General features: G+C 63.0%; 11 protein-coding genes. 9 read left to right on the top strand and 2 right to left on the bottom strand.

Annotated elements, in window-relative coordinates:
* Positions 1–132: 132 nt before the first annotated feature.
* The 7 genes from ftsH (at position 133) to serA (ending at position 10,040) form a co-directional block, all read left to right on the top strand.
* Positions 133–2,055, top strand: a complete 1,923-nt coding sequence (gene ftsH / locus KF794_12265) for an ATP-dependent zinc metalloprotease FtsH (GenBank protein QYK44537.1) — start codon at positions 133–135, stop codon at positions 2,053–2,055.
* A gap of 138 nt (positions 2,056–2,193) precedes the next feature.
* Complete coding sequence (locus KF794_12260; protein QYK44536.1) at positions 2,194–3,393, top strand: NnrS family protein; 1,200 nt, start codon at positions 2,194–2,196, stop codon at positions 3,391–3,393.
* A gap of 151 nt (positions 3,394–3,544) precedes the next feature.
* Entirely contained in the window at positions 3,545–4,888 is a 1,344-nt protein-coding gene (locus KF794_12255) for a phosphoglucosamine mutase (protein QYK44535.1), read from the top strand.
* A gap of 320 nt (positions 4,889–5,208) precedes the next feature.
* Entirely contained in the window at positions 5,209–6,102 is an 894-nt protein-coding gene (locus tag KF794_12250; protein ID QYK44534.1) for a porin family protein, read from the top strand.
* Positions 6,103–6,290: 188 nt separating this feature from the next.
* A complete protein-coding gene (locus KF794_12245) occupies positions 6,291–7,016 on the top strand; it encodes a porin family protein (GenBank protein ID QYK44533.1) in 726 nt (241 codons plus the stop codon).
* Between the two features lie 219 nt (positions 7,017–7,235).
* Positions 7,236–8,405 carry a phosphoserine transaminase gene (locus KF794_12240; protein QYK44532.1) on the top strand — a complete coding sequence of 390 codons (1,170 nt, stop codon included), beginning with the start codon at positions 7,236–7,238 and terminating at the stop codon, positions 8,403–8,405.
* 51 nt (positions 8,406–8,456) lie between these two features.
* Positions 8,457–10,040, top strand: a complete 1,584-nt coding sequence (gene serA / locus KF794_12235; protein QYK44531.1) for a phosphoglycerate dehydrogenase — start codon at positions 8,457–8,459, stop codon at positions 10,038–10,040.
* Positions 10,041–10,187: 147 nt separating this feature from the next.
* Here serA and KF794_12230 read toward each other — a convergent pair whose 3' ends face one another.
* Complete coding sequence (locus KF794_12230) at positions 10,188–11,099, bottom strand: DMT family transporter (protein ID QYK44530.1); 912 nt, start codon at positions 11,097–11,099, stop codon at positions 10,188–10,190.
* 101 nt (positions 11,100–11,200) lie between these two features.
* Between KF794_12230 and KF794_12225 the strand changes: the two genes are divergently transcribed.
* Entirely contained in the window at positions 11,201–11,590 is a 390-nt protein-coding gene (locus KF794_12225; protein ID QYK44529.1) for an FHA domain-containing protein, read from the top strand.
* Here KF794_12225 and KF794_12220 read toward each other — a convergent pair.
* Complete coding sequence (locus tag KF794_12220) at positions 11,587–12,444, bottom strand: VOC family protein (GenBank protein QYK44528.1); 858 nt, start codon at positions 12,442–12,444, stop codon at positions 11,587–11,589. The genes KF794_12225 and KF794_12220 overlap by 4 nt on opposite strands.
* A 190-nt stretch (positions 12,445–12,634) precedes the next feature.
* Between KF794_12220 and KF794_12215 the strand changes: the two genes are divergently transcribed.
* The gene (locus KF794_12215; protein ID QYK44527.1) at positions 12,635–13,927 is read left to right on the top strand and encodes an adenylosuccinate synthase; all 1,293 of its coding nucleotides are present in this window, start codon (positions 12,635–12,637) and stop codon (positions 13,925–13,927) included.
* Positions 13,928–13,956: the final 29 nt, after the last annotated feature.

Here is a 13,956-nt window from a genome sequence, read left to right as displayed (position 1 = left end):
CGGTTTTCGGCGCCCGTTCCCTTGGCAAGGCGGGGGGTCGCGCCTACATTCGAACGTAAACCGGCTCTAATCCGGTCCGGAAGCTATTTACGTCACGGTTTCAGGCCCTCCGGGCCTCGCGAAAGGTCAGCGATGAACGCGAATCTGCGGAATTTCGCCCTCTGGGTGATCATTGTTCTTTTGCTGCTCGCGTTGTTCTCGCTGTTCCAAAGCCCCAACCAGCGTCAGGTCACGAACGACATCTCGTTCTCGCAACTGCTGACCGAGGTGGACGCGGGCAAGGTGCGCGACGTGGTCATTCAGGGCCACGAGATCACCGGCACCTTTACCGACGGCCGCCAGTTCCAGACTTATGCACCGAACGACCCGTCGCTGATCCAGCGCCTCTACGGCAAGAACGTCGCGATCACCGCGAAGCCGCAGGGCGAGCAGGTGCCTTGGTTTATTTCGCTCCTGATTTCGTGGCTGCCTTTCATCGCGCTGATCGGCGTGTGGATTTTCCTCTCTCGCCAGATGCAGGGCGCGGGCGGCAAGGCGATGGGTTTCGGTAAGTCGCGCGCGAAGATGCTCACCGAAGCACATGGCCGCGTAACCTTCGAAGACGTTGCCGGCGTGGACGAAGCGAAATCCGATCTCGAAGAGATCGTCGAGTTCCTGCGCGACCCCGGCAAGTTCCAGCGACTCGGCGGGCGCATCCCGCGCGGCGTGTTGCTGGTCGGCCCTCCGGGTACCGGCAAGACGCTGATCGCACGCGCGGTCGCGGGTGAAGCCAATGTGCCGTTCTTCACGATCTCCGGCTCCGACTTCGTCGAAATGTTCGTCGGCGTCGGCGCGTCGCGCGTGCGCGACATGTTCGAGCAGGCGAAGAAAAACGCGCCGTGCATCATCTTCATCGACGAAATCGACGCGGTCGGCCGTCATCGCGGTGCAGGCCTCGGCGGCGGTAACGACGAGCGCGAACAGACGCTGAACCAGTTGCTGGTCGAGATGGACGGCTTCGAGGCGAACGAAGGCATCATCCTGATCGCCGCCACCAACCGTCCCGACGTGCTCGATCCGGCGCTTCTGCGTCCGGGCCGCTTCGACCGTCAGGTCGTGGTGCCGAACCCGGATGTCACCGGCCGCGAGCAGATTTTGAAGGTGCATGTCCGCAAGGTGCCGGTCGCACCCGACGTGAACCTGAAAACGGTTGCGCGCGGCACCCCGGGATTTTCGGGTGCCGATCTCGCGAACCTCGTCAACGAAGCGGCGCTCATGGCCGCGCGCCGCAACAAGCGCATGGTCACGCAGCACGAATTCGAAGACGCGAAGGACAAGGTGATGATGGGCGCGGAACGCCGCTCGCTCGTCATGACCGAGGACGAGAAACTGCTCACCGCCTATCACGAAGGCGGCCACGCCATCGTCGCGCTGAATGTGAAGGCTACCGATCCGGTCCACAAGGCGACCGTGATCCCGCGCGGCCGTGCGCTCGGCATGGTCATGCAGCTTCCCGAACGCGATAAGCTTTCTATGAGCTACGAGCAGATGACCTCGCGCCTCGCCATCATGATGGGCGGCCGCGTCGCCGAGGAAATGATCTTCGGCCACGACAAGGTCACGTCCGGCGCGCAGTCCGACATCGAGCAGGCCACCCGGCTTGCGCGCATGATGGTCACGCGCTGGGGCTTCTCGAAGGAACTCGGCACCGTTGCGTATGGCGAGAACCAGGAAGAAGTGTTCCTCGGTCACTCGGTATCGCGCACGCAGAACATCTCGGAGTCGACCGCGCAGAAGATCGACTCGGAAGTGCGGCGTCTGGTCGAGGCTGGTTATGTCGAGGCACAGGAGATTCTCAGCACGAAGCGCGCCGATCTCGAAACGCTGGCCAAGGGTCTCATCGAATACGAGACGCTCTCCGGCGACGAGATCAAGGATCTGCTCAAGGGCAATCCGCCGGTGCGCGGCGAGCCGGAAGCGCCTGCGCCGCGCTCGAACGCCGTGCCGACCGGCAAGCGTCCGCGGCCGGGCGGGGCCGCTGGCACGGGTGGCATGGAGCCACAGCCGCAAGCGTGATTATGCTCTGACGAACACAAAGCGCCCGCCGTTATGCAACGGCGGGCGTTTTCTTTTGAGCGGTGTCCGCGGACATGATCTCGATCAAAGCGCGTGACTGCACGCGGAGGCACAAAGGCGTGTTGCCGGAGTGCTTTCATGTCCATTCCCGCCGCGTTGTCCCGCCGCCGCGATTATGCCGGTCCCGCCCTGCTGTCGGCCGGGTTTCGTCCGTTCTTTCTTGCCGCCGGGGTTTGGGCGGCGATTTCGGTCGCGATCTGGATTCCGGTTCATGCCGGGATCGTCGCATTGCCGGAGCGAGTGAGTCCGCTCGACTGGCACATCCACGAAATGCTCTACGGCTATGTCGCGGCCTCCATAGCGGGTTTCCTGCTCACGGCGATTCCGAACTGGACGGGCAGGCTTCCGGTCAACGGCAAGCCGCTGGCTGCATTGGCGCTGGTATGGCTTGCCGGAAGGGTTGCGATGATCGCGCCTCCGGTTGCCGGTACGTTTGCCGCGGCGGTGATCGATATGGGTTTTCTCCTCGCGTTGTTCGTCGTGGCGGCGCGCGAGATCATTGCCGGAAGCAATTGGCGCAATCTCCGCGTGCTGTTGGTCGTCGCTGTGTTCATTACCGGAAACGCGGTCTTCCATTTCGAGGTGCTCACGGCAGGCAATGCGTATTACGGCGTGCGTATCGCAATCGCGGCCGTGATCTTGTTGATTATCCTGATCGGTGGCCGCATCGTGCCGAGCTTCACGCACAACTGGCTTACACAGAACAATCCCGGCCGCCTGCCGCGCCCGTTCTCGCGCTTCGATGCGCTGGCCATTGCGTGTGCAGCGCTTGCGCTCGGCGGATGGATTGCGGCTCCCACCCAGGCCGTTGCTGGCTGGCTGATGGTTGCCGCCGCCGTGTTGCACTTTGTTCGCCTCGCGCGCTGGGCGGGTGACCGCACGTTTTCCAATCCGTTGGTTCTGGTGCTGCATGCGGCTTATTTTTTCGTCCCGCTCGGTTTTCTGCTGAACGGACTCACCGCGCTTTCTTTCGCGGTGCCGCCTAGCGCGGGAATTCATGCATGGACCGCCGGCGCGGCGGGGATGATGACGCTTGCGGTGATGACGCGCGCGAGTCTTGGCCATACCGGACGGGCGCTTGCCGCTTCGAGAGCGACGCAGGCGATCTATGTGCTTGCTGCGATCGCCGCCTTGTCCCGAATCGCCGTGACCTTCAATGGCGAGGTTGCGCTCTTGCATCTCTCCGCCCTGGCATGGATCTCGGCATTCGGCGGTTTTGCGCTGGCATACGGCCCGATTCTCATCGGGACGCCACCGGCATGGCAAAGAGGCGGCTAGGGCTGCTTTCGCCCGTTAACGCGCCTTTCCATGGTCGCGCGTTAACATCCCTCACAAATTTTGAAGACAAGGGAAAAGGCTGCGGCTGGCGTCCGGGGCGGCATGGCGGTATGCCGTCGCCGCGGGCGGAGACCCGTAACGGTCAGGGTTCATGGCACGAAAGCATTTCGGCACCGACGGCATTCGCGGCCGTGCGAACAAGGTGATCACGCCCGAACTGGCGCTCAAGGTCGGCCAGTCTGCCGGGCTGATGTTCCAGAACGGCGATCACCGCAACCGCGTCGTGATCGGCAAGGACACACGCCTTTCCGGCTACATGATCGAGAATGCGCTTGTCGCGGGCTTCACTTCGGTCGGCATGGATGTATTCCTGCTCGGCCCGATGCCGACGCCCGCGGTCGCCATGCTGACGCGCTCCATGCGCGCCGACCTCGGCGTGATGATCTCGGCCTCGCATAATCCATTCGACGATAATGGCATCAAGCTGTTCGGGCCGGACGGCTACAAGCTCTCCGACGCGATCGAGGACGAGATCGAGGCGCTGATGGCCTCCGATATCTCGAAGCGGCTTTCGGACCCGGCCAAGCTCGGCCGTGCCAAGCGCATCGACGGCGTGCAGGACCGCTACATCGAATTCGCCAAGCGCACGCTGCCGCGCAATCTCTCGCTCGAAGGCATGCGCGTTGTGATCGACTGCGCCAACGGAGCAGCCTACAAGGTCGCGCCCGCGGGCCTGTGGGAACTGGGTGCGGAAGTCATTTCCATCGGCGTCGAGCCGGATGGCTTCAACATCAACCGCGACGTCGGCTCCACCGCGCCGGAAACGCTGGCGCAGAAGGTGCGCGAGATGCGCGCCGACATCGGCATTGCGCTCGATGGCGACGCCGACCGCGTGGTCATCATCGACGAGAAGGGTCATGTCGTAGACGGCGACCAGTTGCTGGCGCTGATCGCGGAGCGTTTCCGCGCCGAGGGTCTGCTCGCGAAGGACGGCGTGGTTGCAACCGTGATGTCGAACCTCGGTCTGGAGCGCTATTTCGAGGAACTCGGCATCGGTTTCGTGCGCACACCGGTCGGCGACCGTTACGTGCTCGAGAAGATGCGCGAGACTGGCTACAATGTCGGCGGCGAGCCTTCCGGTCACATCATCCTGTCCGACTATGCGACCACCGGCGACGGGCTGGTTGCGGCGCTACAGGTGCTGGCGATGGTGAAGAAATCGGGCCGCCCGGTTTCGGAAGTCTGCCATCGCTTCGAGCCGCTGCCGCAGGTCATGAAGAACGTGCGTTATGCCTCCGGCAAGCCGCTGGAGAATGCGTCGGTGAGCAACGTGATCGATGCCGCCAAGCGCCGCCTCGGCAAGGCGGGCCGCCTCGTCATCCGCCCGTCCGGCACCGAGCCCGTGATCCGCGTAATGGCGGAGGGCGACGACCGCGCGCTGGTCGAGGAAGTCGTCGACGTGATCGTCGCCGCGCTGAGCAAGGCGGCCGCGTAAGAATTATTTCCTTCGCGAAGTTTCCGCGCCGCCTCCGGGCGGCGCAGTTTTTTATGGCGATTTTTTCGCGCGTTAACTTGCCGGAAATCTCTTCCTTAACCGTTCTCAATCTCTTTCCTAACGCGCGTTAACGCAATCGACCGCGAAGCGTTGATTTCATTCGTGTGTCGGGTAGCGCGCGAGTGTGCGATTAAAATTCGCGGTTAAGAGTTAAGGTTAAGCCGTCTTTAAACAGTCGCTGCGAAACTCATCCTCGTCAGTAGTTGTAGGCGAGAGCGCGCGTTCGATTCCGCTCACGCCATGAAAAAGGATTGAGTGAGATGGGCAGCGTAAAGAAACTCGCGCTCGCAGTAATCAGCGCAAGCGCCTTCGGCATGAGCGGCGCGCTCGCGGCCGACGTGCCGCAGCCGTGCCCGCCGCATAACCCCTATGGTCCGCCCCCGCCGCCGCATTGCGTGATGCCGCCGCCGCCTCCGCCGCCCGTGATCGAAGAGTTCGGCGGCTGGTACATTCGCGGCGATATCGGCATGACCAACCAGGCGGTCAGCCGCCTCGATAACGCGCTGTTTGCAACCACGAACGACCTGCGCGTCATTGACCGCAATTTCGAGGCCGGTTCGGTGTTCGGCATCGGCGTCGGCTACAAGTGGAATAGCTGGCTGCGTTTCGACATCACCGGTGAATATCGCGGCGAAACCGGCTTCCACGGTCTGGATCTCTGGACCGCGATTGCGCCAGACCCAAACCCGGGTCCGCGCTTCAACAATTACACGGCGAAGAAATCCGAGTGGCTGTTCCTCGCCAACATCTACGCCGACATGGGGACCTGGTATGGCGTAACCCCATTCGTCGGCGCGGGTCTCGGCTTCAGCCGCATCGGCATCCACAGCTTCCGCGATATGGGCACCAACGGCATTGCGCCGACGCTCGCCTACGCGGACTCCGGCTACACGTGGAATTTCGCCTGGGCGCTGCACGCGGGCCTTGCCTATGAAGTGACCAAGAACTTCACCGTGGAACTGGCCTATCGCTACACCTATCTCGGCGACGGCCAGAGCGGCGACATCATCGCCTTCGACGGCACCAATACGATCTACAACCCGATGCACTTCAAGGGCATCGACTCGCACGATCTGAAGCTCGGCATCCGCTACACCTTCGCCACCGGCTACCAGCCGCAGGAGATCGTGCAGCCGCTGATCCGCCGCTTCTGATCGCGGAGCGAAGAAAACAAAACGGCGCGACGGGAAACCGCCGCGCCGTTTTTCTTTTTGCCGGTCATTTTTTTATTCGCGCGGAAGGCGGCGCTTATCCGAATGTTAACCCTAACAATTTCATAATCCTGCTCACGTTCCAGTAATCGCGGCGGGGCGTCCGCCGCGGCAAGCCCAGTGAGTACGCCATGAAAAAATTTCTGATCGCCGCCGCTCTTTTCTTCGCCGCGTTCGCGCCCGGTGCGCACGCTGCCGACATGCCGGAGCTGCCGCAGATCATCCGCGCGCCGCAGATGCCGTGGGTCGAGTTCGGTTCGAACTGGTATCTGCGCGGGGACTTCTCCTATCGCCAGTACGACAGCCCGTCGGTCACCGATGGCACGCAGGCGCTCACCAATACTTCGCTGAAAGACGCGGCGGCGTTCGGCCTTGGCGTCGGTTACAAGTTCAACGACTGGCTGCGCGGCGACATCACCTACGACTACGCTTTCAAGAGCACGTTCCGCGGCAACAACACTTGCGCCGATCCGTGCGGTGGTCCGGGTCTCGGCGGCATTACGAACGATACGACCAACCTGCGCAGCATGACGCTGCTCGTGAACGGCTATGTCGATATGGGCACCTGGTGGGGAATTACGCCCTATGTCGGCGCCGGCGTCGGCGCGGCGTATCTCTCGACCGGCGGCTATCAGACGACGACGCCGCTCAACGTGGTCACCGCGTTTCCGGGCGGCAGCGTCTGGAACTTCGCGTGGAACGCGACCGCGGGCGCGGCCTATCACGTCTCGCCGAACCTCTCGTTCGATTTCAACTATCGCTATCTCGATCTCGGCGGCTTTCAGGCCAACCCGTATTCCAGCGACAACATCACCGCGCACGAATTCCGGGTTGGCTTTCGCTACCTGATCGACTGAGTTACCCCCGGCGCGATTAGGCTCTCGCGCAACTGGCCGCGATCCGTAAGGGGATCGCGGCCTTTTTCTTTTCCGTGCCGGTTTCTGCTGGCGCGCGGGCTGCGGCAAAAAGTTGATAGCTGCTTTGCTGCAGCGCACTTGACCGGCCAGCAAACTCTGGTATCTGCGGCGGCGGGACACCCCTCCCCAACGAGGGGCTTCTATCTGGAAGGATAGGTCATGACGACACAGCCTACCGCGCGCCCGCGCGTAAACCATTTTTCGTCCGGCCCCTGCGCCAAGCGCCCGGGGTGGAAACTTCAAAACCTCGAAAAAGCTCTAGTCGGCCGCTCGCACCGTTCGAAGCCGGGTAAGGCGCGTTTGAAATACGCGATCGAACTCACGCGCGAAGTGCTTGGCGTGCCCGCTGACTACAAGATCGGCATCGTGCCGGCTTCCGACACTGGCGCCGTCGAAATGGTGCTGTGGTCGCTGCTCGGTGCACGCGGCGTCGAAGTGCTGACCTGGGAATCGTTCGGCGAAGGCTGGGCGACCGACGTCGTGAAGCAGCTCAAACTCAAAGACGCGAAGGTCACCAAGGCGCCCTATGGCGAGCTGCCCGATCTCGCGAAAGTCGATTTCAAGAACGACGTGATCTTCACGTGGAACGGCACCACTTCCGGCGTGCGCGTCCCGAATGCCGACTGGATTCCTGCGAATCGCGAAGGCCTGACCATTTGCGACGCGACTTCCGCCGCGTTCGCGCAGAACCTCGACTTCGCGAAGCTCGATGTCGTCACCTATAGCTGGCAGAAAGTGCTCGGCGGCGAAGCCGCGCACGGCATGCTGATCCTCAGCCCGCGCGCGGTCGAACGGCTAGAAAGCCACACCCCCGCATGGCCGATGCCGAAGATCTTCCGCATGACCAAAGGCGGCAAGCTGATCGGCGGCATCTTCGAGGGCGAGACCATCAACACGCCGTCGATGCTTGCGGTCGAGGACTACGTCGATGCGCTGGAATGGGCGAAGTCGGTCGGCTCGCTGAAAGGCTTGCAGGCGCGCGCCGACAAGAACTTCGCGGTGCTCGCGAACTGGGTCGCGAAGACCCCGTGGGTCGCTTTTCTCGCCAAGAACGAAGCCGAGCGCTCGAACACTTCCGTGTGTTTCGAAGTGGTCGATCCCGCGATCAAGGCGCTGCCTGCCGACGCACAGAATGCGTTCGCGAAATCGCTCGCTTCTCTGCTTGAGAAGGAAAACGTCGCGCTCGACATCGGCCACTATCGCGACGCCCCTCCGGGCCTTCGCATCTGGACCGGCGCGACCATCGAGGCTTCCGACCTCGAGGCGCTGACGCCATGGCTCGACTGGGCCTTCGCGCAGGCTAAGGCTGCTCAGGCGAAGGCGGCGTAAGCCGCCTCGCTATTCCTTCCCCAATTTTCCTTCTCACATAGCTGGAGGCCCGTGATGGCACCCCGCGTTCTCATTGCAGACAAGCTTTCCCCGACCGCCGTGCAGATCTTCAAGGATCGCGGCGTCGAGACCGACGTGAAGACCGGCCTCGAGCGCGACGAACTCATCAAGATCATCGGCGACTATGACGGCATCGCCATCCGCTCCGCGACCAAGGTGACTTCGAAGGTGCTGGAAGCCGCGAAGAAGCTCAAAGTCGTGGGCCGCGCGGGCATCGGCGTCGATAACGTCGAAATCCCGGCCGCGACCGCCAAGGGCGTGATCGTGATGAACACGCCGTTCGGCAACTCGATCACCACCGCCGAGCACGCGATTGCGCTGATGTTCGCGGTCGCGCGGCAGATTCCGGCCGCCGACGCTTCCACGCAGGCGGGCAAGTGGGAAAAGAACCGCTTCAACGGCGTCGAAATCACGGCGAAGACGCTCGGCATCATCGGCTGCGGCAACATCGGCTCCATCGTCGCCGACCGCGCCCTCGGCCTGCGCATGAAGGTGGTCGCGTTCGATCCGTTCCTCTCCCCGGAACGCGCACTCGACCTCGGCGTCGAGAAGGTCGAGTACGACGAGCTGCTCGCCCGCGCCGACTTCATCACTTTCCACACGCCGCTGACCGACAAGACCCGCAACATTCTCGACGCGGCGGCGCTCGCGAAGACCAAGAAGGGCGTGCGCATCATCAACTGCGCACGCGGCGGCCTCGTCGACGAGAAAGCGCTCGCTGCGGCGCTCGACAGCGGCCATGTCGCGGGTGCGGGCTTCGACGTCTATTCGGTGGAGCCGGCGACGGAAAATCCGCTGTTTGGCCATCCGAACGTGGTCTGCACGCCGCATCTCGGCGCTTCGACTTCCGAAGCGCAGGAGAACGTCGCGCTGCAAGTCGCGGAGCAGATGTCGGACTACCTCATTCGCGGCGCGATCTCGAACGCGGTGAACTTCCCGTCGATCACGGCGGAAGAAGCGCCGAAGCTGAAGCCCTATATCGAGCTTGCCGAAAAGCTCGGTTCGTTCGCGGGCCAGCTTACCGAGACCGGCATCAAGAAGGTGCAGATCACGTATGCCGGCTCGGTCGCGGGCATGAAGATCAAGGCCATGACCTCGGCCGCGATTGCGGGCCTGTTGCGCCCGAACCTGCGCGACATCAATGTCGTGTCGGCTCCGGCAATTGCGAAAGAGCGGGGCATCATCGTCGAAGAGACCACGCGCGAAGCGGTCGGCGACTACGACAGCCTGATCACCGTCTCGGTCACCACTGAAAAGCAGACCCGCGACATTTCCGGCACGGTCTATGCCGATGGCCGCCCGCGCATCGTGAACATCAAGGGCATCCGCATGGATGCCGAGTTCGGAGAGCAGATGATCTACGTCACCAACCAGGACAAGCCAGGCTTCATCGGCCGCTTCGCGTCCACGTTGGGCGACGCGGGCATCAACATCGCGACCATGCATTTCGGCCGCACCGCGCCGGGCGGCGACGCCATTGCGCTGGTGCATATCGACAGCGCCGCGCCGGACGACGTGCTCACGAAGATCACCAAGCTGCCGCTGGTACAGCGCGTGAAGCCGCTGCGCTTCTGATCGCTTCAGACGAATCGAAAAAGCCCGGCTGTCCCAAGTCGGCTATGGCCGACTTGGGCATTTTAAATCTTGGGCATTTTAAATTTAGAAGTCGGGTAAACCCGGCTTCTACGCCGGGCTTCTTTTGTGCGCAGGCTTATTCAATTCTCATTTCGGGCGAAGGCGGGATGAGCGCGTGCCGATGAAAATTCCGATCAGCACGAGGGAGTAGCCGATGGCGTGGAAAATTTCCGGACGCTCGCCAAGGAATGCGATCGCCATCGCCGAGCCGAACACCGGGATCAGGTGATAGAACGGCGCCGAGCGGTTCGGGCCAATCAGTTCCACGCCGCGGTTGAAGAACAGATAGGCAAGCAGCGACGGAAAGATCGTGATGTAGCCGAGGATCAGGAACGATTTCAGGTCGAGCGGGAAGGTGCGGCCGGAAGCGAGTTCCAGCGCATAGACCGGCGAGAGCATCAGCGCGCCGGCGCCCATCGTGAAGGCGAGAAACGAAATCGGGCTGATCTTCGGGCGGCTTTTCAGCAGTGTCGTATAGAAAGCGTAGATGATCTGCGCGATGAAGAAGGCGAGGTCGCCGCTGTTGAAGCGCACGTCCTTCAATACCGTGAAATCGCCGCGCGTCAGTACCACCAACACGCCGCAAAGTGAGAGCGCGATGCCGATTGTCTGCCATAGCGTCAGGCGGTCGCGATAGAGGATCATGCTCCACGCCGCGACCAACAGCGGCTGGCAGGATGCGATCAGCAGTCCGTTTAGCGCCTGCGTATATTGCAGGCCCCAGTAGGCGAGGCTGTTGTAGATGGTGATGCCGGCAAGCGTCAGCAGCAACATGATGCCGATGTTGGTCCGGATCGTCTGCCAGTCGCGCTTCAGGAACGGCCAGGCGAAGACGATCACGATCAGGAACGCGCCGGTCCAGCGCACGAAGGCCAGCGCCACTGGCGGCACATGGCCTGCCGCGTAGCGGCCAAGCACGATGTTCCCTGCCCAGAACAGGGAAGTCAGGGTCAGCAGGAGGTATGGGGATGCAAAGAGGCGCGTGCCCAGATTCTGCATTTGCTTTTGCCGCCGCGCCTTTCAAAATGGCGGTTGCTCTTAGCCTGTCCTGCCCGTGTGCTCAACGCGAGGGACATGCGTTTCCTGCAAGGGGACATGCAATGGCGAACGACCAGACCCGAATCCGCAAGGCGGGCGCGAAGCGCGGGGAAAAGCCCGGCGAGGGCGCAACCGCGATGCGCCTGAAAAATCCGGCCGGCAAGCTGACCGCGATGAACGGTCCCGCTGCGGGAAAGGTTTTCATGCTGGACTATACGCGCGTCACGGTGGGGCGCGGCCCGAACAACGTGATCCGGCTGGACGACGACTACACGATCTCGGAACACGAGAACGCGATCTTCGAAACGAAGGGTGGCAAGGTCGTGCTTATCGACGGTGGTGGCACCAACGTGGTGCTGCTGAACGGCCAGGAAGCGCCGGGCGAACACGCGCTGAAATTCGGCGACCTGATCGTGATCGGCGAAACGACGCTGCGGCTCGACCCGCCTTAGCCGGTTACGCGCACGATCACGTCCGCGCGCCACGGATCGGTGAAGCGGAGTTCGCGCGCGCCGGTTTTTGCGACCGCGACATTCGCGGCTTCGAGCCGTGCGGCGAGTGCCGCAACGTCCCGCTCCTCCGGCAAATCCAGTTCCAGCGAAACGAGGCCCGCGGTGTCCGGCGAAGGCAGGCTGCCCTTGCGGCTGTCCCACACATTGAATGCGAGATGATGGTGATAGCCGCCTGCCGAGACGAACAGCGCGCCCGGCATCGTCGCGGTTTTCTCGAAGCCGACGAGATCGCAATAGAACGCGGAAGCCTTGGCGAGGTCGTCCACCTGTAAGTGAACGTGGCCGATGCGCGTGCCGTGCGGCATGGGGTTCGCCGCAAGCGCCGCTACATCCGGTTGGGAAAGCAGGCCGGGAAAATCCAGCGGCCGGTTCGCCATCTGCACGGTGCCTTCGCGCCAGTTCCATTCGCCGCGCGGACGGTCGCGGTAGATCTCGATGCCGTTGTTGTCGTCGTCCCAGAGATAGATTGCTTCCGAGACGAGATGATCGGCTGCACCGAGGCGCACGTCGTTCGCAGCGAGCCGCGCAATCGTGCCGCCAAGCGCGGGCCGGTCGGGCAGGAGAATCGCAACGTGATAAAGGCCGGTTTCATCTTTCCGGCGCGGCGCTAGGCCGGGTTGGATTTCGAGAATCAGCACTGCCTCGCCGCCCGCGCCGAGCGTCAGGCGCGAGGGCGTCTGTTCGAGGCGCTGCAAGCCCACCTTGTCCACGTAAAAGGCTGCTGCGCGCCCTGCATCGGGGACGCGTAGCGTCGCAGGGCCTAGTTGCAGGCGGGCGGGAAGGGGATTGCTCATGTTGCCTCTCACAGGGCGGCAGATCGTCACTCCGGGCGGTTCCCGCAAGCGGTTAAGTGCTTGCAACTACGCATCTTCGCTGGGCCAATCTTGCCTCGACGCCAGCGATTGGCTACCAACTTTCGGAACCGCCCCGGCGCTTCCCAGTGCCGGGGTTTCTGTTGTGTGCGGCTGATTTCGAGGCATCGCTTTGACGAACGTGGTCGTCGTCGGCTCCCAGTGGGGCGACGAGGGAAAAGGCAAGATTGTCGACTGGCTCTCCGAGCAGGCGGATGTCGTGGTCCGCTTTCAAGGCGGCCATAACGCCGGCCATACTCTCGTTATCGGCGGCAATACCTACAAGCTGTCGCTGTTGCCATCCGGCGTGGTGCGCCCCGGCAAGCTAGGAATCATTGGCAACGGCGTCGTGCTCGATCCGCATGCACTGGTGAACGAGATCGACCGGCTCGCGGGGCAGGGCGTCGAAGTCTCGCCCAGTACGTTGCGCATCGCGGAAAACGCCTCGCTCATTCTCTCGCTTCACCGCGAACTCGACGGGTTGCGAGAAGGCGCCGGTCCGGGGCTGAAGATCGGCACCACCAAGCGCGGCATCGGCCCCGCCTACGAGGACAAGGTTGGCCGCCGCGCGATCCGTCTCATGGATCTCGCCGAACCCGCGCAACTCGATGCGAAGCTCGACCGGCTGCTGGACCACCACAACGCCATCCGGCGCGGTCTGAAGCTGGACGAGATCAGGCGCGACGGCCTGCGCGAGGAATTGCTTTCGGTGGCGCCGCGCGTGTTGCCTTACATGGATCGCGTCTGGCACCTGCTCGACGAGGCGCGCCGCCGCGGCGACAGGATTCTGTTCGAAGGCGCGCAGGGCGCGCTGCTCGACGTCGATCACGGTACTTACCCGTTCGTCACGTCGTCGAACACGGTGGCAGCACAGGCAGCGACCGGTGCGGGGCTTGGCCCGAACGCAGTCGGCTATGTGCTCGGTATCACCAAGGCCTACACCACGCGCGTCGGCGAAGGTCCGTTCCCGACTGAACTCAACGACGCCACCGGCAAGCAGCTCGGCGAGCGCGGGCATGAATTCGGCACCGTCACGGGCCGCCCGCGCCGTTGCGGCTGGTTCGACGCCGTACTTGTACGGCAGGCGGTGCGTACCGGAGGTATTCAAGGCATCGCGCTGACCAAGCTGGACGTGCTGGACGGCCTCAATCCGCTAAAGGTCTGCGTTGGCTACAAGCTCAAGGGTCACGCCATCGATTACCTCCCTGCCTCGCAGGGCGCGCAGGCGCAGGTGGAACCTGTGTACGAAGAGATCGAAGGCTGGCAAACTTCCACCCGCGGGGCGCGCTCCTGGGCGCAGCTACCGGCGGCGGCGGTCAAGTATGTCAGGCGAATCGAGGAATTGATCGACTGCCCCGTGGCGCTCGTATCCACGAGCCCCGAGCGGGAGGACACAATTCTGGTGCAAAATCCGTTTGAATCCTGAGGCAACCGTTTCGGCCGTTCTGCGTTCAA

The sequence above is a fragment of the Xanthobacteraceae bacterium genome (genome assembly GCA_019454205.1).
In the GTDB taxonomy this organism is placed as follows: Bacteria; Pseudomonadota; Alphaproteobacteria; order Rhizobiales; family Xanthobacteraceae.
This window is presented reverse-complemented; position numbering and strand designations above follow the sequence as displayed.

Coding starts and splice junctions, on each gene's coding strand:
- KF794_12225 (QYK44529.1), top strand. CDS start 11,201: ATGGCGAACGACCAGACCCGAATCCGCAAGGCGGGCGCGAAGCGCGGG.
- KF794_12245 (QYK44533.1), top strand. CDS start 6,291: ATGAAAAAATTTCTGATCGCCGCCGCTCTTTTCTTCGCCGCGTTCGCG.
- KF794_12230 (QYK44530.1), bottom strand. CDS start 11,099: ATGCAGAATCTGGGCACGCGCCTCTTTGCATCCCCATACCTCCTGCTG.
- ftsH (QYK44537.1), top strand. CDS start 133: ATGAACGCGAATCTGCGGAATTTCGCCCTCTGGGTGATCATTGTTCTT.
- KF794_12220 (QYK44528.1), bottom strand. CDS start 12,444: ATGAGCAATCCCCTTCCCGCCCGCCTGCAACTAGGCCCTGCGACGCTA.
- KF794_12260 (QYK44536.1), top strand. CDS start 2,194: ATGTCCATTCCCGCCGCGTTGTCCCGCCGCCGCGATTATGCCGGTCCC.
- KF794_12240 (QYK44532.1), top strand. CDS start 7,236: ATGACGACACAGCCTACCGCGCGCCCGCGCGTAAACCATTTTTCGTCC.
- KF794_12250 (QYK44534.1), top strand. CDS start 5,209: ATGGGCAGCGTAAAGAAACTCGCGCTCGCAGTAATCAGCGCAAGCGCC.
- KF794_12255 (QYK44535.1), top strand. CDS start 3,545: ATGGCACGAAAGCATTTCGGCACCGACGGCATTCGCGGCCGTGCGAAC.